General features: G+C 49.6%; 21 protein-coding genes and 3 pseudogenes. 8 read left to right on the top strand and 16 right to left on the bottom strand.

Annotation, left to right across the window (positions count from 1 at the left end):
• Window positions 1-47: 47 nt before the first annotated feature.
• Entirely contained in the window at window positions 48-551 is a 504-nt protein-coding gene (locus tag JNO11_RS22565; RefSeq protein ID WP_033760036.1) for a GrpB family protein, read from the bottom strand.
• Window positions 552-582: 31 nt separating this feature from the next.
• Window positions 583-951 carry a DUF4440 domain-containing protein gene (locus JNO11_RS22570; RefSeq protein WP_033768683.1) on the bottom strand — a complete coding sequence of 123 codons (369 nt, stop codon included), beginning with the start codon at window positions 949-951 and terminating at the stop codon, window positions 583-585.
• 253 nt (window positions 952-1204) lie between these two features.
• Here JNO11_RS22570 and JNO11_RS22575 point away from each other — a divergent pair, with 253 nt between their 5' ends.
• Together JNO11_RS22575 and JNO11_RS22580 are read left to right on the top strand one after the other, a co-directional pair.
• The gene (locus JNO11_RS22575) at window positions 1205-2131 is read left to right on the top strand and encodes a hypothetical protein (RefSeq protein ID WP_325177955.1); all 927 of its coding nucleotides are present in this window, start codon (window positions 1205-1207) and stop codon (window positions 2129-2131) included.
• A gap of 227 nt (window positions 2132-2358) precedes the next feature.
• Window positions 2359-2775 (top strand): GNAT family N-acetyltransferase, encoded by a 417-nt coding sequence (locus tag JNO11_RS22580; RefSeq protein ID WP_060678931.1) that lies wholly within the window; start codon window positions 2359-2361, stop codon window positions 2773-2775.
• A gap of 81 nt (window positions 2776-2856) precedes the next feature.
• On the opposite strand, the gene JNO11_RS22585 is transcribed toward JNO11_RS22580, so the two are convergent.
• A complete protein-coding gene (locus JNO11_RS22585; RefSeq protein WP_325177956.1) occupies window positions 2857-3315 on the bottom strand; it encodes a GNAT family N-acetyltransferase in 459 nt (152 codons plus the stop codon).
• A 197-nt stretch (window positions 3316-3512) separates the two neighbouring features.
• On the opposite strand from JNO11_RS22585, the pseudogene JNO11_RS22590 reads away from it, so the two are divergent.
• Window positions 3513-4110: pseudogene (locus JNO11_RS22590) on the top strand (glutathione S-transferase family protein).
• A 263-nt stretch (window positions 4111-4373) separates the two neighbouring features.
• On the opposite strand, the gene JNO11_RS22595 reads toward JNO11_RS22590, so the two are convergent.
• The 3 genes from JNO11_RS22595 to JNO11_RS22605 form a co-directional block, all read right to left on the bottom strand.
• Window positions 4374-5521 (bottom strand): IS3 family transposase gene (locus tag JNO11_RS22595; RefSeq protein WP_088234235.1). Its coding sequence is split into 2 segments (ribosomal slippage): window positions 4374-5284 and window positions 5284-5521, totalling 1149 coding nucleotides; the frame shifts between segments, so codons are not numbered across the junction.
• Window positions 5522-5581: 60 nt separating this feature from the next.
• On the bottom strand, window positions 5582-6400 hold the full coding sequence (locus tag JNO11_RS22600; protein WP_325177957.1) for an arginase family protein: 819 nt from the start codon (window positions 6398-6400) through the stop codon (window positions 5582-5584).
• A gap of 145 nt (window positions 6401-6545) precedes the next feature.
• Entirely contained in the window at window positions 6546-6755 is a 210-nt protein-coding gene (locus JNO11_RS22605) for a DUF6434 domain-containing protein (protein WP_045139936.1), read from the bottom strand.
• Window positions 6756-7137: 382 nt separating this feature from the next.
• On the opposite strand from JNO11_RS22605, the gene JNO11_RS22610 reads away from it, so the two are divergent.
• Window positions 7138-7692, top strand: coding sequence for an SDR family NAD(P)-dependent oxidoreductase (locus tag JNO11_RS22610; protein WP_325177958.1), 555 nt, complete (start codon window positions 7138-7140; stop codon window positions 7690-7692).
• Window positions 7693-8157: 465 nt separating this feature from the next.
• On the opposite strand, the gene JNO11_RS22615 is transcribed toward JNO11_RS22610, so the two are convergent.
• On the bottom strand, window positions 8158-8484 hold the full coding sequence (locus JNO11_RS22615; protein WP_325177959.1) for a metalloregulator ArsR/SmtB family transcription factor: 327 nt from the start codon (window positions 8482-8484) through the stop codon (window positions 8158-8160).
• Window positions 8485-8556: 72 nt separating this feature from the next.
• Between JNO11_RS22615 and JNO11_RS22620 the strand changes: the two genes are divergently transcribed.
• Together JNO11_RS22620 and JNO11_RS22625 are read left to right on the top strand one after the other, a co-directional pair.
• A complete protein-coding gene (locus JNO11_RS22620; protein ID WP_325177960.1) occupies window positions 8557-9549 on the top strand; it encodes a threonine/serine dehydratase in 993 nt (330 codons plus the stop codon).
• A 209-nt stretch (window positions 9550-9758) separates the two neighbouring features.
• The gene (locus tag JNO11_RS22625) at window positions 9759-10160 is read left to right on the top strand and encodes a GNAT family N-acetyltransferase (RefSeq protein WP_325177961.1); all 402 of its coding nucleotides are present in this window, start codon (window positions 9759-9761) and stop codon (window positions 10158-10160) included.
• A 143-nt stretch (window positions 10161-10303) separates the two neighbouring features.
• Here JNO11_RS22625 and JNO11_RS22630 read toward each other — a convergent pair.
• The 4 genes and pseudogenes from JNO11_RS22630 to JNO11_RS22645 form a co-directional block, all read right to left on the bottom strand.
• Window positions 10304-10610 (bottom strand): annotated as a pseudogene (locus tag JNO11_RS22630) (cupin domain-containing protein).
• A gap of 321 nt (window positions 10611-10931) precedes the next feature.
• A complete protein-coding gene (locus JNO11_RS22635; protein WP_346267506.1) occupies window positions 10932-11150 on the bottom strand; it encodes a protein phosphatase CheZ in 219 nt (72 codons plus the stop codon).
• A complete protein-coding gene (locus tag JNO11_RS22640) occupies window positions 11077-11553 on the bottom strand; it encodes a protein phosphatase CheZ (RefSeq protein WP_325177962.1) in 477 nt (158 codons plus the stop codon). Before JNO11_RS22640 ends, JNO11_RS22635 begins: the two co-directional genes overlap by 74 nt.
• A gap of 341 nt (window positions 11554-11894) precedes the next feature.
• Window positions 11895-12579, bottom strand: a pseudogene (locus tag JNO11_RS22645) (hypothetical protein).
• 309 nt (window positions 12580-12888) lie between these two features.
• Here JNO11_RS22645 and JNO11_RS22650 point away from each other — a divergent pair.
• Window positions 12889-13200: a cupin gene (locus JNO11_RS22650; protein ID WP_010259799.1), complete on the top strand. Its 312-nt coding sequence runs from the start codon at window positions 12889-12891 to the stop codon at window positions 13198-13200.
• Here the strand turns inward: JNO11_RS22650 and JNO11_RS22655 are convergent, their stop codons facing one another.
• On the bottom strand, window positions 13201-13938 hold the full coding sequence (locus JNO11_RS22655) for an alpha/beta hydrolase (protein WP_033773720.1): 738 nt from the start codon (window positions 13936-13938) through the stop codon (window positions 13201-13203). It lies immediately after the preceding gene.
• 168 nt (window positions 13939-14106) lie between these two features.
• Window positions 14107-14712 carry a glutathione transferase GstA gene (gene gstA / locus JNO11_RS22660; protein ID WP_033773722.1) on the bottom strand — a complete coding sequence of 202 codons (606 nt, stop codon included), beginning with the start codon at window positions 14710-14712 and terminating at the stop codon, window positions 14107-14109.
• Between the two features lie 129 nt (window positions 14713-14841).
• Here gstA and JNO11_RS22665 point away from each other — a divergent pair, with 129 nt between their 5' ends.
• A complete protein-coding gene (locus JNO11_RS22665) occupies window positions 14842-15732 on the top strand; it encodes a LysR family transcriptional regulator (RefSeq protein WP_325177963.1) in 891 nt (296 codons plus the stop codon).
• A gap of 196 nt (window positions 15733-15928) precedes the next feature.
• Here JNO11_RS22665 and JNO11_RS22670 read toward each other — a convergent pair whose 3' ends face one another.
• From JNO11_RS22670 to JNO11_RS22680, 3 genes are all read right to left on the bottom strand, one after another.
• Complete coding sequence (locus tag JNO11_RS22670) at window positions 15929-16321, bottom strand: hypothetical protein (protein WP_325177964.1); 393 nt, start codon at window positions 16319-16321, stop codon at window positions 15929-15931.
• Complete coding sequence (locus tag JNO11_RS22675) at window positions 16302-17447, bottom strand: hypothetical protein (RefSeq protein WP_325177965.1); 1146 nt, start codon at window positions 17445-17447, stop codon at window positions 16302-16304. The genes JNO11_RS22670 and JNO11_RS22675 overlap by 20 nt, the downstream gene beginning before the upstream one ends.
• 247 nt (window positions 17448-17694) lie before the next feature.
• Window positions 17695-18663: a YiiG family protein gene (locus JNO11_RS22680; RefSeq protein WP_325177966.1), complete on the bottom strand. Its 969-nt coding sequence runs from the start codon at window positions 18661-18663 to the stop codon at window positions 17695-17697.
• Window positions 18664-18787 lie beyond the last annotated feature (124 nt).

The following is an 18787-nucleotide window of genomic DNA, read 5'->3' on the forward strand; positions in this document are numbered from 1 at the left end:
CGTTATTGAACATACCCTCCCGGCAACGAACTCAATCTCAATCGTTCTCAGACAGCTAGCGCTAGTTGTTGATGACGCTCTATAAATTTCGCTTTGAGGGCGCTATAGCGATGAGCATCGTTCCTGCTGACTAATACAGCTGCGTGTTTTATCTCAGCATACTCTTCTGCAATGTCTTTGTTTCTCCGAAGATAATCACGGAAAGCAAGATGTCTCAATACCTGCATATCTCCGACTGCAAACGCATGGACTTGATGACTACGCTGATCACCACCTTTAATGAAATATCTGCGCCCCGCAATCCCGTTCTCACCGCGAGCAACATACCCGGCGTGGGCCATTGCTGAATGGTACTTATCCAGTTCATTGATGTCGGAAACTTCAAGTAGCATATCAATTACAGGCTTTGCTGAGAGACCAGGAACTGACGTGCTTCCAATATGATGGACATCCTTAGCCATTCCACCGAGCAATGTTTTTATCAGTAAACTTTCAGCTTCAAACATCTCAGGCCATCTATCAACGTATGGCACAACAATAATCTTCCGCATAAACACATTCTCTCTGTCCTAAGTGTGCAACTTAACCCTGAACCCCGGCATTGCCTGCAGCCGGCGTTCCCTGGTGAAAAAACAGAGTCCACTGGCCCTCATCCGAACAAATCCAGCAAGAGGAACGTAATGCATGATGGCTGCCATCAGCGTAAAACGTCCGATAGTGAAGCAGAGCGTAACCGCAGCCCATCTCCGTAAGACGGAAATCGCTGCTGAGAATATAAGGTGCAGCCTTTTCACTTAGCAGCGACGCAATGGTCTCTGACCGGTCGACCGTCACACCTGACCGGGTGATTTCACGGAATTCAGGATGAAGAATCAGTTCCAGCCACTCCGGATCATTGCGCCTGTCGCCGTGAAGGCTGCACTCAAGCAATCTGAGCTTCTCCAGAAGCATTCTGCTTATCCTCAAGTGATTAAGCCGGACGTTCAAATTTACCATAACAGTTCATGCGCTACTTCCGCTTCTGGCGGTTTTGCCTTCTTGACTGAAGGGGTAATTATCTAAGAGCCTTCTCAACTTTTTTAGACTAACGCCCTACAATCGCTTTATCATTTTTAAACTTATCGGGCCGTAAGTTTAGCAACGCTCAGGTGTGGAAAAGCGTAAAACAAGCAAGATACATAAGGAATGAAGATAAGGGACAGGCATGACTGCATATTCAAACTCTGATGCGGCAAGGGACTTACGCCCGGCATTAGACAAGGCATCCATTGGCGCTGTGAACGGTGAATGGTTCTTTATTACGGAACAGGCTGGTGTTTCCTCGCAATATGGAGGTTACATGCATGCTGATGGGAGTCACGTTACTGCTGGTGACCATGTTTTTCAGAGGGTCTGCAACGTTGTCGATAAACTCGAAGCATTACAGATACAGTCCTTTAATAAGGTTATTGTTCGCTGGACTAAGTCTAAAATACCGTTCATGCGCGGGCGCGTTACGGTTGACACAATTTTCGATGAGACAATAGTGCCGCGCGGTCCTCTGAGTCCGATGTATGAGGCTGCCGCTGTCGCAAGGCGAGCATTCTGGAAAAGGTATGGCGACGTGTCAGATAGCTTTATTGCTGAACGAAATGACGCAAACGTACACAACCAGACGAAGTGGTTCGGGCCCCATCGCCGGGTACTCAGTACCAAAAGCAGCACCAAATTAACGCTGGCTACCGATGGTCTCTCGACGCCCTGGGCCGGCATTTCAGACCCGGAAAACGGCGTAAAATGCGAACTTTTCATGGAGCTGGATGCTTCAGATAATACCAGCCAGCAGATTGATGATTGGGCTCATTTGTTAATTAGCTTGGGGGATCTCGTTGCCGACGGCTATCAGGTCGCTGCCGATGTTGAAAAATATAGAGCCATACTGTTTTGCTCTCTTACCGACGACTATAAACCTATGTCCCGCATCATTCTCAGCCGTGATGCTCGTCAGATTGAAGGTTTGCCTTTCGGTTCAGTTCCGCTGATCCGTGTAACGCCGATAGCAGAGGCAGAGATTGAAAATCATGACCAGTCCGATGGATGGGCATCAAACGCAGCAAGGCATGCACTCGCGGAACGGCGGATAGAAGCGTAGATAATTATCATATGGTTATTCACGTCTTCTACAGAGAAAGGTGAACCGGTCACCTTTCTTGAGGAAGATCAGCATCAAATTATCAAAATTTGTTCTGCTTTAAGTAAAGAGCAGACGTTTCACTTTTGACAGCCGAAGGTTTCCAATAGGTTGAACATAACTTCACTGTTGCGAATTATTGCTAATAAGCTTATAAAATCAGAAACCTATATGGAAATGAAGGCACTATGAACATTTCAATCAGAAAGTTACTGCCGCTAGAATGGGATCATGCTTACAGTCTAATTTCACAGCTACGGAACATTTCCAAAGAAAAATTTATCGAAAGCGTCAGAATTCAGACGTTGAACGGTTATGAACTTGTTGGCGCATTTGGCAATGAGAAAATGCTTGGCTTGATGGGTTTCCGTCCCGTTCATACTCTGGCCAGAGGATCACATCTCTATATTGATGATTTGATCGTAGATGAGGCTTTAAGAAGCAAAGGGATAGGGAAAAAATTGCTGGATTTTGCCACTACTGAATCAGAAAGCAGGGATATGAACTTCGTGTTCCTTGATGCCCGACAGCAGGCGATACCCTTTTATGAACGGAATGGTTTTGTGGCACACACATCACCTTCAATGAAAAAGCCTCTCCGATAAAACCAGATAGCCTGTTCATAGGTGGGGGTGCGGACATTATAACTTTGCATCTACACCCTTTAGCAACATAAAAACATGAAGTTAAGGAAGTTTTTTGCACATAAAAACACTCAACGGATCTGTTGCATAAGGTGGGAATGAATTGCATATCTCATAACCGCATCTACGATAAAGTGCTATAGCCGGTTGCTGGTGAATCCCTGTTTCAAGCTGCAATAAGCTCAAATTCTTTTCTGAAGCAATCTTCTCGATTGCGTTGACTATCTCTTCTCCGAGCTTCCTCCCCCGATATTCCGGTCGAATATAAACCCGCTTAATCTCAGCTGAGCCATTTTTATGAAATAGCAAAGCACCACAACCTGCAGGTAAGCCACCTTCATCACGTACGATAATGCACCGGAGCTGCTCATCAGTAACTGTTGAAAGATCCAGGCAGTGATTGCTTTCTGTAGGATATAGTTCGTTCTGAAAGGCATCGAGTTCCCTTACCAGCCACTGCAGGTCAGAATCACTTTTATCTACTTCTGAAATGCTGAACATTCGCTATCCTCGATTCAGTTTTAACTACTGAATCTAACATAATGTTCCATCTATGACTGCTTTCAGTATTTAACATAGGAGTGCAAGTGCAAGTGCAAGTGCAAGTGCAACTTCCGCTTCTGGCTCAAAGCGGACTTTTTTGACATTAACTCAACACTTATTCTATAAGGACTGCTCATAAAAAAAGGAGTTTTGAGTTGAAAATCTATACCTACCCAAAAAGCAGATCCCTTAGGGTGCTGTGGGCGCTTGAAGAAATTGGGGCAACTTACGATAACATCAGAGTAGAGCTTTTTAATCCAACTTCTGACGTGAAATCACCCCATCCTTTTGGAAAAATCCCTTTTTTTGGTTGACGGAAAAATATCAATCAGTGAAACCTTAGCTATATGTATTTACCTGTGTGAAAAACATCAAAATTGTACTCTTTACCCCACTAATCCAGAAGAAAAAGCCTCCGTTAATGCGTGGTTGAGCTTTAGTCTCACCGACTTAGAAGCGCCGGTCTGGAGTTTACTGAGACAAAATGTATTCATTCCAGAAAACCAACGATCCACTGACTTAATGAATTCCCTTAGAGACGAAGCAACCGAGGTCATCTCCCGGATCCGCTTCAATCCGTCCCATACGTGGATCGCCGGGGACAATTTTACTCTGGCCGACATTTTCCTCTCTCATTCGTTGCTGTGGGCAAAACTATGCGGATTAGAAATTGGCAAAGAAACTGACAGCTACATAGCCAGAGCCATGAGCCGACCAGCATTCGTGAAAGCTCAGGAAATGAATAATCTCTAACAAGTTTGTAATATCATTGAGATGCATTCACGGCAGTAAAAAGCGCAACGTCCGCTTCTTGGACAAAGCGGACATCTGCATCAGGCAATGTCCGCTATTAGCGAGAAACGGACGTAGTAATCGCATTGATTGTAATTGGGTCAGATACCGTTAGTTATGCTACTGAGCATGTCCAAAATGAGCTTTGCTGCTGTCCCTTCATGATCTAAATCAGGATCATAAATGGTCACTGTGATGCCACAGCATGAATCGCCACGGATAATCTAGACACTTCCGAGCCGTTGATAATACTGGTTTTCATATTCTGTCGGTGGCATCTGATCGCTAGAACCATGCCGACGCTTACTGTTATAAAACATTTCGATGTAATCAAAAATATCGCTGCGGGCTTCTTCCCGCGTTCCGTAGATCTTTTTCTTTATCCGTTCGCGTTTCAACAACTGGAAAAAGCTTTCTGCAACCGCATTATCATGGCAGTTACCGCGACGGCTCATGCTGCCCTCCAGGCCGTGTGATTTCAGGAACGACTGCCACTCATGGCTTGTGTACTGACTGCCCTGATCCGAATGAACCAACACCTGTTTTTGGGGATTACGCCGCCATACAGCCATCAGCAGTGCGTTCAGGACAATGTCCTTTGTCATCCGGGATTGCATGGACCAGCCGATAATTTTGCGTGAGAACAGATCAACAACCACGGCAAGATACAGCCAGCCTTCGTGGGTCCTGATGTAGGTTATGTCCGTTACCCAACGCTCATCCGGAGCATCCGGATTGAACTGTCGCTGGAGCCTGTTGGGCGACACGATACTGGCCTCGCCTTTACGTGCCCGCGGGCTCCGGTATCCGACCTGAGCCTTTATCCCGACACGTTTCATCAGTCGCCAGACTCTGTTCACTCCGCACTGTTGCCCGCTGTCCCGCAGATCCAAATGGATTTTGCGATAACCATAGACGCATCCCGATTCCAGCCAGAACTGTTTAATCTGTCCTGTCAGTCTTAGGTCTGCCTGATGGCGTTGTGAATGCGGCTGCTGAAGCCAGGCGTAAAAACCACTGGGATGAACATCCAGCACCCGACAGAGCAGGCGAACAGGCCAGCAACAGATGTTGTCACGGATAAAGGCGTACCTCAGTCGGACAGCTTTGCGAAGTACGCCGCGGCTTTTTTTAATATGTCCCGTTCGTCGGTAACCCGCTTCAGCTCTTTCTGGAGACGGCGGATCTCGGCCTGAGCATCTGACTCTTCTTTATTAGTGGAAGAATCTGGACCGTACTTCTTTATCCAGGCGTAAAGGCTGTGGGTGGTGATATCGAGACGTGTTGCAACGCTGGCAACAGAATAACCGCGATCAACAACCTGTTTGACTGCTTCAATTTTAAACTCTTCGGGATAACGCTTACCGCTCATGGACACCTCTCTTTAAGCCATCTTAAATGACTCTGAGGTGTCTGTTAAACCCGTGGCGATTCAGCAGCGCATATTTCTGAAAAGTTCGCGACAGAGATTTACAAGTGTTTCAGAAGACAAACCGGGATTGCCGGGACAATCAACTGCAGACATTTCAGAACTGTCCAGGACATCCATATCAAGATGAATCCAGTAGGGCATTTCAGGAAAAAAGTTGAGCCGCTCGAATATCACATTGATGAGATCATGATCAGGCAACTTAAGCGCGTCAAAAATAGTTATACGCCGGATATCAGTGCCAACAATGTCAGGCCATTCATAATCTTCAAGGAGCGACTCACGCTCTCCCAGCTGAATCACTGCGTCATCCTGAACCAGGGATCCTTCGATACCGGGCCATGCAGTCAGTAATGGCTCTCCCCGACCGGTAACGAGTGCCAAATCCATTCCGGCCGCAGCGCCTGGTCGTGCTCCTGGTTCTCGCTTCCAGTTGCCGGGATGACGGAAATCGCTGTGGCCGTCAATATGCACAAGTGCAAGTTGCCCTAACTGACGCCTGCTGCCCAGCAAGGCTCCGGGCAGGATGGCGCAGTCGCCTCCGATAACAACGGGCTTTAAGTTGCGATGATGCGCCGCCTCTACTTCATCAGCCAATCGTAGATTAAGTTGTCTGAGCTTGTGACCGTTCAGGATATCAGTACCTGGCTCACATTCAGGACTGTATTCAGGGCAGGGAACAGTAACAAAGTTACAAGAGGGAAACATTTTATCGAGTCCGTGGTGCATGAGAACTGCTGGCGCACGGAATGTGCCCGGTATGTGCCCTTCATAAAGAGGGTTGAGACCAAGACCAGACGGGACAAGAATTATTTTTTCCATAAAAAAACCTGATTTTAACTGGGTTGAGTACCACAGAAACTAAGCTTTCTTACGAAACAGCTTTGTCGCCGAGATAAAATTCGAGGTGTTAACCTGTGCCAGAACGCACAAGGTTCGCTATAAGTGAGAGGCTGACATCCATATTTTAACGTTTATATCGCCGTTTCCACTCATCTACGACATCACCCAAATTCTTAGGGGTAGCATTACTTATCCAGATCATAAATTCACGATTGAATCGGAAATTCTCTCCACACTCTTTGATCATAAAACGGCGAACGTTTTGTGTGTTTTTGTAATTTTTATCAATGATGGTCGAACGTGTTAGTGAGGAGCTATGCCAATCAGTTTCCATTTTTCCAGTTCCCGTAATGAGTGGTTTTAAATAAAAATTAGTACTCCACTTTAGTCAGGGAAGCTGAAATTTCTCAAGGTCTGCTCCGGGAAAAAAGCGGTCTGAAACGCGGCCCCATGCCTCCAGTGCGTTTTAACCTGCCACAACCCGTCAAAACAGAGGTGCGCTTGTTAGCCGAGCTCAATATCGACTGGCGGGCCTGCTACTGCAGTCAATCGAGCGGTTCAGGCATTGACTGTACCTCTTTCAGAAAATCTACAAAAGCGCGCAGAGGTGCTGACATAAAGCGGCTGGGAAAGTAGAGCCAGGGACCTTCAAATTCGGGCCACCACTCCGGAAGCACAGGCAGCAGTTCACCCGTCGTAAAGCAGGGCTGCAGCCAGTGTTCAAAGACGGCGACAGCCGGTTGCTGTCGGAAGGCATTAAAGTGCGGCTGGCTATCATTGACGTGACAGACCAGAAAAGTGTTGATGCGGCCGTCGGGCAGATAAAGTCAGAAGATGGAAAACTAGATGTGCTGATCAACAATGCGGGTATTCCCGGAACCTGGCCCATCGCGCCTGAGTCGCAGAGCATCAGCGATATTATGACGGTGTATAACACCAACGTTTTCGGCGTCATCAGAGTAACGCAGGCTTTTCTGCCGCTGCTCAAACTGGGTGAGGAACCCCGGATTATCATGGTCAGCAGCGGGCTGGGATCGCTGGAATGGGTATCTGACAAAGCGCATCCCCACTCTCAGGTAGCGGCACTGGGCTATACCAGTTCAAAAACAGCATTAAATGGCGTTACGGTGGCATTTGCCAATTCACTGTCTGAGTATGGCATCAGCGTAAACGCAGTTGACCCGGGATATACGGCCACCGATTTTAACGGACATACCGGTTATCGAACTGTATCCCAGGCGGCCAGGGGGGATCGTCTGGCTCGCTGCTGAAGTATCCCAGACAATCACCGCAAGATTCTTTTTGGATGGAGAGCGTGCACCCTGGTGAATCTCGTCTAATAAAAGCTTTCCACCTGCCTGAATGGGGCAGGTTGGTTGACGGGTTGCGGCAGAACGCCAGGCGTGTCGTGCGCAGTCGGTTCTAAAATATGTCCGAATCATCCTGAAGGAAAATAAGCGGCTCAATGTTTCTTAGCGCATCTGAATGTAATTAATGGCCGCCTCAGGCACGGATCGTACAGAAAGTTAGGTCATAAGGTCCGCTTTGAACGAAAGCGGACCCAAACCTACAGGTTGGTCATCAGCCGGGGTAGTTTCTGAAGTTAAACGGCAGTTTTGCAGAAGATGACAACAGATAACGATGACCGAATAAATTTATCTGAAAGGCGGGCACGCCAGGAGCGAGATATACACACACACTGGATTTAGTGCCCTGTAAATACACATACTGACCAATTATGGCTGCTCAGGTGAACCAGTCGCCAGCTTCCCATATCCAGACAACATTGCCGTAGCTTCATCCATCCGTTGTCGATCAAGTTTATAGAACACCCAGTTCTTGATACGTTTCGATGTCACAATTCCGGCCTTAGCAAGAATTTGCAGATGGCCTGTCACGGTGGGCTGACTCAGTCCAATTTTTTCGGTGATAAATCCGACACACACACCATCCTTAACCAGATCGCCGTCCTGCTGCACCGGAAAATGTGACTCTGGATCGGACAGCCATTCAACAATCACGAGCCGATGCTCATTACCAAGGGCACGAAAAATATCGGCCATTAATGTCTTTGAGTTGTGCATATAGCCAATCGCCTATATAGTCATTTTCTTATATAACTTTAGGGGCATACTATGACAAACCACAGACAAAGGCTAACAGACGGTGTCACGCTGAAAGATATTTATGCCGCTTCCGGGCGAATTAAATCAACAGTATGCAAAACTCCACTGGAGCCTTCCCACTCGCTGTCTGCTCTTGTCGGGACGGAGGTCAGGCTCAAGATGGAAAATCTTCAGCATACGGGTAGCTTTAAGCTGAGAGGTGCTGCAAACGTTCTTGCCAGTCTTAATGCAGACCAGCGACGTGCCGGCGTCATCGCCCCGACGGCAGGGAATCATGGTTTAGGGCTTGCCTGTGCGGGACATGCGGCAGGCATACCCGTATCCATATTCTTACCGTTTTCAGCAGACCCGATTAAGGTTTCTGCAATGAAAAGTTATGGTGCGCAGGTTACGTTTTTTGACAACATTGAAGATGCAAGGCAGGAAGCCATTGTTGCAGCGCAACAGTCCGGCGCTACGTTCGTCTCAGCCTATAATAATCAGCAGATGATTGCCGGAGGCGGCACCGTCGGTCTGGAAATCATGGAAGACTGGCCAGACGCTGACGTTATTCTCGTGAACATTGGCGGCGGCGGGCTGGCCTCCGGTATCGCAACAGCCATCAAGGGCATAAACCCTGCAGCCGAAGTGTGGGCAGTGCAGAGTGAAGCAAGCCCGACGTTTGCGTGCTGGAAAGAAGCTGGTGAGGCGATCCCAGTGGAAATATCGTCGTCAATCGCCGAAGGCATAAGTGGCTATATAGAGCCTGAAGCGATGACCTGGCCACTTATACGCGATCGCGTCGATCGTGTTCTTCTGGTTTCAGAAGCTGAAATTAAAGCAGCGATGCTGTTAATGCTTAATCTGCACAGCCATGTTGTAGAGCCTTCAGGCGTACCCGCAGTTGCGGCAGCCATCCGTTATGCAAAAGAACTGAGCGGGCGTAAAGTTGTCTGCGTGGTGAGTGGTAGAAACATATCGGGTTCCCGCTATCTCAAATTAGTTAATGAGGCGTCACTATGAAGAAACAGAGCGGAGTTAAGGTCGGCTGAGCTCTTATTGCACAACGTTCTTATCATAACGGCTTCATTCATTATGCAGGCTTTGAGGTAGTGCCGCCTTTGACGGCCTGCCGTTTAACAGCTTTTTTTGCTCAAGATTCTATGGTTCGTTTAAGGGAATGTCAGGCATCATCATCAAGAAATATTTTTGTCATACAAGGAGTAAGACTAATGAATATTAATATAAGAACAGCCCGGGCTTCTGATGTTGATAGTATTTTCGAAGTCAGAACCTCAGTGCTCGAGAATTATTTGAGTCGTGAAGAAATGCGTCAGCTGGGGATCACCGAAAGCGTCGTGGCCGATATGATTGAAAAGAATTTATGCGCCTGGGTTGCGGCTGAAAACGACAAAATAGTCGGCTTTTCAATGATTTTACCGGATGAAGGCTGTCTTTTTGCGGCCTTTGTTCTCCCGGAATATGAAGGCCAGGGGATAGGTCGCAGGCTGGTTTTTCTCGCCGAGCAGGAATTATTCAAACATCATGAGATTGCCTGGCTGGAAACTGATAAAAATAGTCGCGCGGCGAAATTTTACATGCAGCTCGGCTGGGGTAATAAAAAAAGAGATTAACGATACCGATATCAAACTGGAGAAATATCGCAGCGCGTAATCTACTGTCATTTTCATAAACGTCCGCTTATGGCATAAGGCGGACATCTGCATCAGGCAAATTATCTTCTGATCAAATATCTGACAAACTATCGTTAGGCTACTCATGTTTCTGGCAAATCTATGATAACCAGTGTGCCAAAACTGCCTTTTTTTTACATTATGAGGAATCCCAGCCTTGGCTACGTAAAGCTGGCCAGAAGTTACAGAGATTTGTTTTCCTTTCACGCTCAGTTCAAGACGACCGTCAATGACCAGTAACCCTTCATCATACTCATGTACCTCTTCAATAACAGAGCGTTCATCCATTCGTAAAACTTTGAGATTCGCTGTGCCAATGTGGCCTAATACCTGAGAGTGCCAGGCCTCTGGTAATGCATGTGATTCAATTCTAAGGTCATAAAGCGACATAACGTCACTCCTTTGAGTGTTCTTTTAATGCTCTTATGCCATATATATTTCCTACCGTCATATAATAAATATGGGAAAATAAATCGAATAAGAGACTATACCATTCCTCATTATGCTCTTATTTCTGAAATGCCAGATTATGCAATCTGGCCTGGTCAGAACCTTGTTTATCAACGGGCCGATAGTTAAATCGCGTCAGCTAATAGCGCAAAGCGGACATTTAGCCGCAATAGCGTGTTTGCTGTCAGACGAACTGTTTGTCCTGCGCAGACCTTTAATCATTAATCGTCATTTTAAATCGCGTATTTTCTTCGGGTCGGCTTACATTCCCAGACTGGCCAGCAGGTCGTCCACATCATCCTGACTGGCAGGAGTCTCTGGTGCGGAGGAAGGTTTAGACGGCGCAGTGCGCTCGGCGGTGCTGTGTGAGCCGGTATTATCGCGGATGACCTGTATCAGCTGCTGCTCAGCCTGATTCAGCACGGCCATCATAGCCTGCACAATCTGTCCTGTGAGGTCCTGGAAGCCCTGTGACATCATAATCGCGTGTAACTGCTGTTGCGTCAGACCCGTGACGCGGGGGGACATCATTCAGCAAGGCAACGGTATCTGCCGCTAATGCCTGGGTCTGTTCTTTGTCTGACAGCGTACCGGAAGTGGCATCCCAGCGTTGCGAGAGTTTCTCAGCTTTTTCTCCCAGATCGGTTTGCAGAGGCTGCGTGATTTCCACGCTGTTGATTACGCCCTCTGCTGCTTCGCGGGTCATTGTGACGACATAACCCAGCCTTTCACGGGCGTTTGGGATGCTTCCCGCCACATCGGCGATGGTTTTATCAAGCCCCAGCTGTTGCAGACTGTCGCGAAGCTGTCGCAGGATGAAGCCAGCACGCGCCGTAATTTCGCCAATTTCCTGATGCTTACTATGGGTGTCGGATGGTGACATTGATGTTGTTTCCTGCGTACAGAGTTTCGATACCTGAGGTTATCGGCAGCTCGCGGCGGTTTTTTAAATTTCCTGAGGTTTTTACTCGTGAAAAAAGTGACATGATGTGAATGAGGCACCACAGGGCTAGCGACATCAGGTTTGTAAAAGACAGAAAGTGTTGCGCGCAGGCCCTGTTTTTTCAGCCGGAGGGGGGTTGTCAGGTATAGAGCGGAATGTGTGCGGATTAATGACTGTTATGAGCGAAAAAAGGGGCGTATTACCCACTTCTGAAACGTTTACGCGAGGACAGGCAGTGGAAACTAAGACATCTTATTTATCATGTAATTTCTTCGTCTTAATTAATCCGCCAACGGATAACATTTTGTCCAGTTGTAGTTGACCGTCGCCAGTTTTAACTCTCCATCTACATCCCCAAAATTAATGGTCTGACGTTCAAAAATAAACTCACGCACGGGTGCAGGTAAAAAAATCAGCGCCGTAGCGCAGAATCGTGCTGTGCCAGAAGGGTGCCGGTAATGGGCTGCCGGTATGACGCATCAGCAACTCATTTTTCCAGTGCGAATCCAGAACTTTTTCGCAGAATGAGTGGCGCATGGCTATTGCCGAACTATCAGGGATCCCCGCAAGCAATAACTGACTGGGCAATGCAACTAACCGCAGATCTCTGATAACAATTTTTATCGCATCAAATCCGCTCCAGATATTCGTCAATTCATCGATTTTTTCGGGCAATGGCTCGTTTTCGTTATAGAGCGGCAGAGTCAGGGACAGGAAGGTAAAATGGAAACCCTGTGTGGGCAGAATATCGGCAAGGGGATCATCCTTTGTGAGCTGCTGTAATTCACAAATAAGACGTGAGACATCAAAGGTCACCGGCGGCTGAATGCCCGCTGCAAGAGCCAGCCTTACAGGATCGTAGTAATTCCCCTCTTTAACAGCCCCAACTCCTGCATTTTCCGACCAGATGGAGACGGTGTGCTCGTTGGCAGAACGATACAGACCTTCCAGATTTATCGATTTCATTACAGACCTTTGGCATTGGTATGAATAGAGGCGATTCGTCATCCATGCGATTTCAGCCCATAACTGTTCAGAAGTATCCCTGTAGCTAATCGTGAACACATTACCATACGCTCAACGCCTGCTCTGGCATAAAGCGCACATGTGCGGTGCCGGGTTTGCCTGAAAGTATTGCGACCTTCCCGCTCTGCCCCTAAACGGACAACCAGAGGACAGATCAGGACAACAGATGCCTGACGTATAGAATCGATCAACTCTCTCTGATATTGATGATGTCGATGGCGTTAAATCACTCCTGTTGAGAGAGCTAAAATGAATTTTTATTGCAGTAAGGAATTTACCGGTTCGAAGGCCTGGGACTCACAGCATATTGCCAGCTTCGATAATGTCAGCGTGAAACTTCACTGGACCGATCAGCCTTATAAGTGGCACATCAACGATGGTCAGGAGGTTTTTGCTGTCATGGATGGGTGTGTTGAAATGCAATATAAAGAGCAGGGCGAAGTTAAAAGCCGTGTACTCAACGCCGGTGATATTTTTTATGCCAGTGAAGGGACAGAGCATATTGCGCGTCCACAGGGCGTCGCCCGCGTGCTGGTGATTGAAAAAGAGGGATCGGTTTAATTAAGGTGATTCATTAACTGGCTGAGCCAACAAGCCAGTGACAAAACGGGCGATCTCTTCTCCCAGATTGAGAAGAAAGGCGTCGCGTGATGGGTGGGTGTCAGTGATATGCGGCGGCAGGATGTTCATGAAGGTAAAATGCCCGGCATCTTTAACCACGCAAAGTTCTGTCTCAGTTCGATTATCTAATTCTTCTTTGATGAATAGCGCTTGCGATGGCGGTGTCAGGGTGTCCTGCTCGCCACTCCAGATCCTGACCGGCACTTTCACGGAGGCGAGGGCCGAGGGTGCTCTGAAAAAATCCGCAGGTGGCGCTAACAGCACAAGTTGATTCAAATCCTGTCTGCCTGCATATGTCACCTTCTCTCCGGAGCGAGTCCAGGCCGTCGCCCCGGCGTGCATTAACAAAATCACGGTGCCGAGTGAGTGTCCGATGCCGGTAATCGAGGCATAATGTTGACAAAACGCATCGCGGGCGAGGACAAGCCTTTGGCTGCGTTGCAGTAAGTCAGCCTTTGAGGGCGTGGAAGAGGTTAACCGTTCGAAATGGGGCGCTACCACTGAAATACCATTGCGGCTAAAGATCTGCAGAAGCTCAAGATGACGCAATGGACTTCCGCCAGCGCCTGCCGCAAAAAGGATGCAGTGGCTGGCCTCATTCACCTTCAATAACGTGACGTCAAAATTCCTGTCGGCATGCCTGATGACAGAGGTTTCCGCCCTGGTGTTGTTAATCATAAAGCCGACTCCCCGCTAAAAGGTCAGTCTGGAGATACTAACCCGTTCCCGGTGAAACGATAAATTTCAGTCCGCTTCTGGCTCCAGACTACCGTTACGCAAGGCGCCAGCAGCAGATCAAGGATCGGTTATTCATACTCTGGCCTCAGGCCACCAATCTGTCTGCGCTTACTGCGTCGCCTCTGCCCATAATGCCGCCTGCACAGCAGGGCGCACACTGATATTTGCTCTGTATGCCACCAGCGCAGGCCAGCGATCCAGTTCAATGCTGAAGAACTTACACCAGCCCAGTACGGTGAAAAGGTAGGCGTCAGCAATGCTGAATGACGGCCCCATCAGAAACGCTTTTTCGGCGAGCGTATCCTGCAGAAAGTCGAACCGCCGGAAGAGCTTTTCACGAAACAGTGACAGGACAGCGTCGGGCAGTGCCTGGTTAAACAACAGAGCGGAACCCGCGTGGATTTCACTGGTAATGAAGTTCAGCCACTCCTGCAGTCGAACACGCGCCCAGCTGCCTGCTGGCGGTGCCAGCCCGCTTTCCGGCCTCAGGTCGGCGAGGTACTGCACAATCGCCGGCCCTTCAGTCAGTATCTGCCCGTCGTCCAGTTCCAGTGCAGCAACATAGCCCTTGGGGTTGATAAGGCGAAAGTCGCGTCCGTCAGAGGTGAGCTTGCTCCTGTTATCCACTTTAACCAGCTCAAACTCCAGTGCGAGTTCACGCAGCACGATATGGGGTGACAGCGAACAGGTATCCGGGGCGTAATAAAGTTTCATGTCTTCTCCGTTAACATTGAAAGCGATGTGAGATTCTCTTTGTCGTTACGGAACAGACTGTGCTTAACGCAGAGAATTCTGTAAAATTAATGCTTCAAAAGTTAACTATTAGCTGAGCTACTGATAACCATGATGAATCTTCTGCACTGGCGCTTGCTGGTGGCGGTGGCCGATGCCAGCAATATTTCGCGTGCTGCTGAAACGACAGGCATGACACAGTCCGGTGCCAGCCAGGCTATCGCCCAGTTAGAGTCGTCACTCGGGTTCGCGGTATTCGTGCGTGAGCGCCGGCACATCAGTGTTACCGCGCTGGGAGAGCAGGTCATTGAACATGCCAGGATTATGCTGTCGCAGCTCAGCGCGATCCGCGTGCTGGCTGATGAGAGCCGGGGTTTAAAAGGCGGACGCATTCGGCTTGCCAGCTTTCCCTCTGTGACGTCCACACTCCTGCCTGGGCTGTTGCGTAACTTCAGGCGTCTGCATCCGGGCATGGAGGTGGTGGTGCTGGAAGGGACGGATGAAGAAGTTGAGGAGTGGCTTGCAGCAGACACCGTTGAACTGGGGGTGGTAATGAACCCCACACCCGGACGTGCTGAGGTGATACTGGGAAAAGACGCCTGGGTCGCCGTCATGCCAGCCAGCGCTCCGCACATCGGTCAGTCAGGCGCGAACGGTATAACCCTGCAGGAACTGGCAGACCAGCCCTTTGTGCTTGCAACAGGCGGATGCGTCGTTAATGGCAAAAGCCTGATGGAACAGTCAGGATTCCACCTCTCTGACGTGCGCGTAAAGGTCCGCGACTGGATCAGCGCTTGCATGCTGGTGCGTGAAGGCATGGGTGTCGCGCTGGTGCCGGAATCAGCCCTGCCAGCGGAACGTCGCGGCCTGTCAGTGATGCCGGTCATCCCGCCTCTGCACCGTGAATTCGGGCTGGTCTGTTCGCCTTCCGGAAAAGCTTCTGGCGCGACGCAGGCGCTCCTGAACGGACTGCGTAAAGGGCAGGGTAATATCTCCGGATAAACCCACTGCACAGCTGACTTTATCCGCCGTTACCCGATCATAAACAACAGAATGGCTGGCCGGGAAAGAGAGGTCTGCAGACTCTCCCGCCCGCGATCCTTTCTCAACTCACGTCTTAACGCTTTGCCGCATAAGGTGATCGGGACGAATAACGGTTTTCTGACGTGGCGGAACACGCCTGAATCATCGGGATGGCTCAGAATTCGCGTAACTGGTCGAACAGGTGATACAACCGCGGCTGATCCACAAGCGTGGCGCCTTGCTCGCCCAGTTTCTGCTCCAGCGGGTTCAGAACATCGCACAGCACACTGTAGATCTCCTCACGCTCGACCGTCTCAATCGCTTTTGAACGCCGGTCGATGAGATTAAAGGCTTCGGTATAGGCGGTTACGGCGGCGGTTAACAGGCTCGCCACATCCATGCTGCTATCGATGTTGTTCGTGGCAGCCCGCAGGTTTTTGTAAGCCAGCGATGCTTTTTTGGCATAAGTGGCCGAAATATGTTCGCGTCCATCCCAGTCCCGGAACGGATTGTGCAGATTCTCAGCCAGCCATTCCGGCTTGCGTGCTTTACTCAGCGAGAGATCCAACCCCTGAGTTGTCGCCTTTTTTATAAGCGGCTCTGACAGAGCTGACAACGTCAAGCGGGACGCTGGTCATCCACAGGCATGAGAGATTGGGCAACGCTTCTGGTGAGGGAAAGTCAGCCGCGCTGAAGCCAAACAGGTTGAAGAAGGTCAGCATCTGCAACTGTGGCAGTGCGGCAATACGATGCATATTGCTGGCTACGCCGGGATTTCCCCAGATGCGCAGCTCAGTCAAACAGGTAAAGCGCTCAACGACTGGTGCCAGATCAATCTCTTTAACGCCTGTCAATGACAATGCCCTGAGCCGGTCAATACCCTGCAGCACAGGCAAAGTCTGCGAACATTGCAGGCACAGATTGCGTCCCTCCTGATCGGCCTCTACCTGAAAGCCTGAAGAAGGCGTTGCGGTGAGTGACAGCAGGGAGAGATCAGGATTCAGACGCACGCAGCTGACGCCTTCAGGGTTCAGAATAAAACGCGACAGACGGGTCGCCCCGACATCGATTTCGCTGACGACAGCGGATTGCCAGTGCAACTCATTAATGAAGTCATGCTGCTGTATATAAGCCATCAGTTCCGGAGTGCCATGACTGGTTTCGATGGTCATCAGGCAGGGCAGGCGATCCAGTTCAGAGAGATCGGTCAGGGTTTGCAGGAGGTGGTCATTGATACGGGTGGTGTCCTGGCGAAGTGTCTGGCCGCCGACAACCACGTTGTGCGCGCCTGAAGCAGCCTTGAAACGCGCACGGCTGGCCGGGTCGATCTTCTCCCAGTTTCGCTGACGAACAAGACTCTCTCCCACGTCCCAGCCGAACTTGTAGGCGTTTACTTCCTGATCTGCCAGCGGCGGCAGGTTGGCAATTAATACATGTCCCGGTGGGACATTGGCGGAGACATAACCGTGATCGAAGCTGTCTTTGACAAAATAGTAGCTACAGCGCAAAGGCTGCATACGGCTGGCTTCCGCCCTGTCAGGCAAATGATCACCTGCCCAGTCGAGCTGGAGTATGGCTGCAAGGACTTTACCTCTGGCATTAGCAGGCTGCTGGAGGTGTGTCACCTGACAGGCGACGTACTGCTGCAACTGCGGGGAATACACGCTGTAGATATCGCCGACCTTTGCTTGCACTCTCGCTCCTCTCAGTCAAAAATTTTACAGTCAGAAAATCTGATATAGCGCGCATCCTGCTCAGGGGTGCGCTTTGCCACGGATCTCAGATCCATCCAGCACACTAGCCTGGCATAACGTTTTAACGAAATGCTGGCGCGTGAACATTTTTTTTTTTTTTTCGCGGCAGGTGACAGCGTCAGTCGGGTTGCACGCAGCAGCCCGACTGACGAAGCCTGCCCGGAGGCATGCGGGGCAGGTATTCAGCTTACAGGCGGTTACCGGCCTCAACCAGTTCGTTATAGGATTTTAAAACACGCATCGGTGAACCCGATACCATCCAGCCTGAATTGCCGCTTCCTTTCAGCAGACTCTGCTCACCCGTGCTGTAAGGTGTTTTATCGCGAATCCGACGCATGCGATCCTTGCAGTCTTTCAGGAAGGTTCCGGCATTATCCTGGAAGATGGACCAGGTTAATGGCTTGCCCGCTTCGCTGGCCGTTGCCTTTTCTGCCTCACTCAGCAGCGTACTGTAAGCATCAATCGCTTTTGTCATCTCTGTCACGTCGGGAGCGGAAGAGGTAAACAGGGTCGCCAGCGGTTTGGCCTGTGTGACTAATGCCAGGCGGTAGTAGCGACTATGACGGCCCTCAGACTTTTCAATCTCAACGAGTTGCGCAGCAACGACCTCATTGTTCTCTTTTTCAACTTCGGCACCGAACTGGTCGCTGGATTTCATAAAGCTGTTAAACGCCTTCATGAGTGGCGGATGCATTTGTTTGGCTTTCGCGAAGCCATCATCCTTGTAATCTTCCTGACTGTAGTAAAGATGAGCCTGCGAAGCCAGCGGCTGCAATGTCGTTAAATCCGCCAGATACTGTGTTGCTGCAGCATCCAGCGCCGGTAACGTCGGTTTAGCTTTCGATGCCTGGTTGATGGCTTTAGTGCAGCTCTCCAGTTCATAAGGCGTGACCTCGCCCAGTACGTTGACGCTGCGCTCTTTGCCGGTTGGCCCCTTTTCAGCATTCGCCATCCAGCTCACATAGCGCAGGGCACTATCGCGAACCGATCCATCCGTAGTGTTAAAGCAACCCACATAGGCGTTTAATTTTGTGGTGAGTTGCGCAGCGCTATCCTCCGCAACAGCCTGGGGTTGACTCTGCGGGGCGGGTTTTGCATCCGCTTTGTCACTGTTGTCACATGCTGCCAGCGGCAGCACAAGTGCAGTCACCAGCATCCCGGGTATCATGGCCCTGCTTGCTCTTTTAAACACAATCGTTCCTTTATTTATGTGGTCAGAAATAGAGATTGAAAATGGATGTTCGCATTGGCTCCCTTTTCAGCTGCGAGGAGGGAGCCGA

The organism is Pantoea sp. 1B4, assembly GCF_016925765.1.
In the GTDB taxonomy this organism is placed as follows: Bacteria; Pseudomonadota; Gammaproteobacteria; order Enterobacterales; family Enterobacteriaceae; genus Pantoea; species Pantoea agglomerans.

Bases quoted from the DNA above. Each gene is read 5' to 3' on its own strand.
- JNO11_RS22565 (WP_033760036.1), bottom strand. From the start codon at position 551: ATGCGGAAGATTATTGTTGTGCCATACGTTGATAGATGGCCTGAGATG.
- JNO11_RS22570 (WP_033768683.1), bottom strand. From the start codon at position 951: ATGCTTCTGGAGAAGCTCAGATTGCTTGAGTGCAGCCTTCACGGCGAC.
- JNO11_RS22575 (WP_325177955.1), top strand. From the start codon at position 1,205: ATGACTGCATATTCAAACTCTGATGCGGCAAGGGACTTACGCCCGGCA.
- JNO11_RS22580 (WP_060678931.1), top strand. From the start codon at position 2,359: ATGAACATTTCAATCAGAAAGTTACTGCCGCTAGAATGGGATCATGCT.
- JNO11_RS22585 (WP_325177956.1), bottom strand. From the start codon at position 3,315: ATGTTCAGCATTTCAGAAGTAGATAAAAGTGATTCTGACCTGCAGTGG.
- JNO11_RS22600 (WP_325177957.1), bottom strand. From the start codon at position 6,400: ATGGAAAAAATAATTCTTGTCCCGTCTGGTCTTGGTCTCAACCCTCTT.
- JNO11_RS22605 (WP_045139936.1), bottom strand. From the start codon at position 6,755: ATGGAAACTGATTGGCATAGCTCCTCACTAACACGTTCGACCATCATT.
- JNO11_RS22615 (WP_325177959.1), bottom strand. From the start codon at position 8,484: ATGGCCGATATTTTTCGTGCCCTTGGTAATGAGCATCGGCTCGTGATT.
- JNO11_RS22620 (WP_325177960.1), top strand. From the start codon at position 8,557: ATGACAAACCACAGACAAAGGCTAACAGACGGTGTCACGCTGAAAGAT.
- JNO11_RS22625 (WP_325177961.1), top strand. From the start codon at position 9,759: ATGAATATTAATATAAGAACAGCCCGGGCTTCTGATGTTGATAGTATT.
- JNO11_RS22635 (WP_346267506.1), bottom strand. From the start codon at position 11,150: ATGATGTCACAGGGCTTCCAGGACCTCACAGGACAGATTGTGCAGGCT.
- JNO11_RS22640 (WP_325177962.1), bottom strand. From the start codon at position 11,553: ATGTCACCATCCGACACCCATAGTAAGCATCAGGAAATTGGCGAAATT.
- JNO11_RS22650 (WP_010259799.1), top strand. From the start codon at position 12,889: ATGAATTTTTATTGCAGTAAGGAATTTACCGGTTCGAAGGCCTGGGAC.
- JNO11_RS22655 (WP_033773720.1), bottom strand. From the start codon at position 13,938: ATGATTAACAACACCAGGGCGGAAACCTCTGTCATCAGGCATGCCGAC.
- gstA (WP_033773722.1), bottom strand. From the start codon at position 14,712: ATGAAACTTTATTACGCCCCGGATACCTGTTCGCTGTCACCCCATATC.
- JNO11_RS22665 (WP_325177963.1), top strand. From the start codon at position 14,842: ATGATGAATCTTCTGCACTGGCGCTTGCTGGTGGCGGTGGCCGATGCC.
- JNO11_RS22680 (WP_325177966.1), bottom strand. From the start codon at position 18,663: ATGCTGGTGACTGCACTTGTGCTGCCGCTGGCAGCATGTGACAACAGT.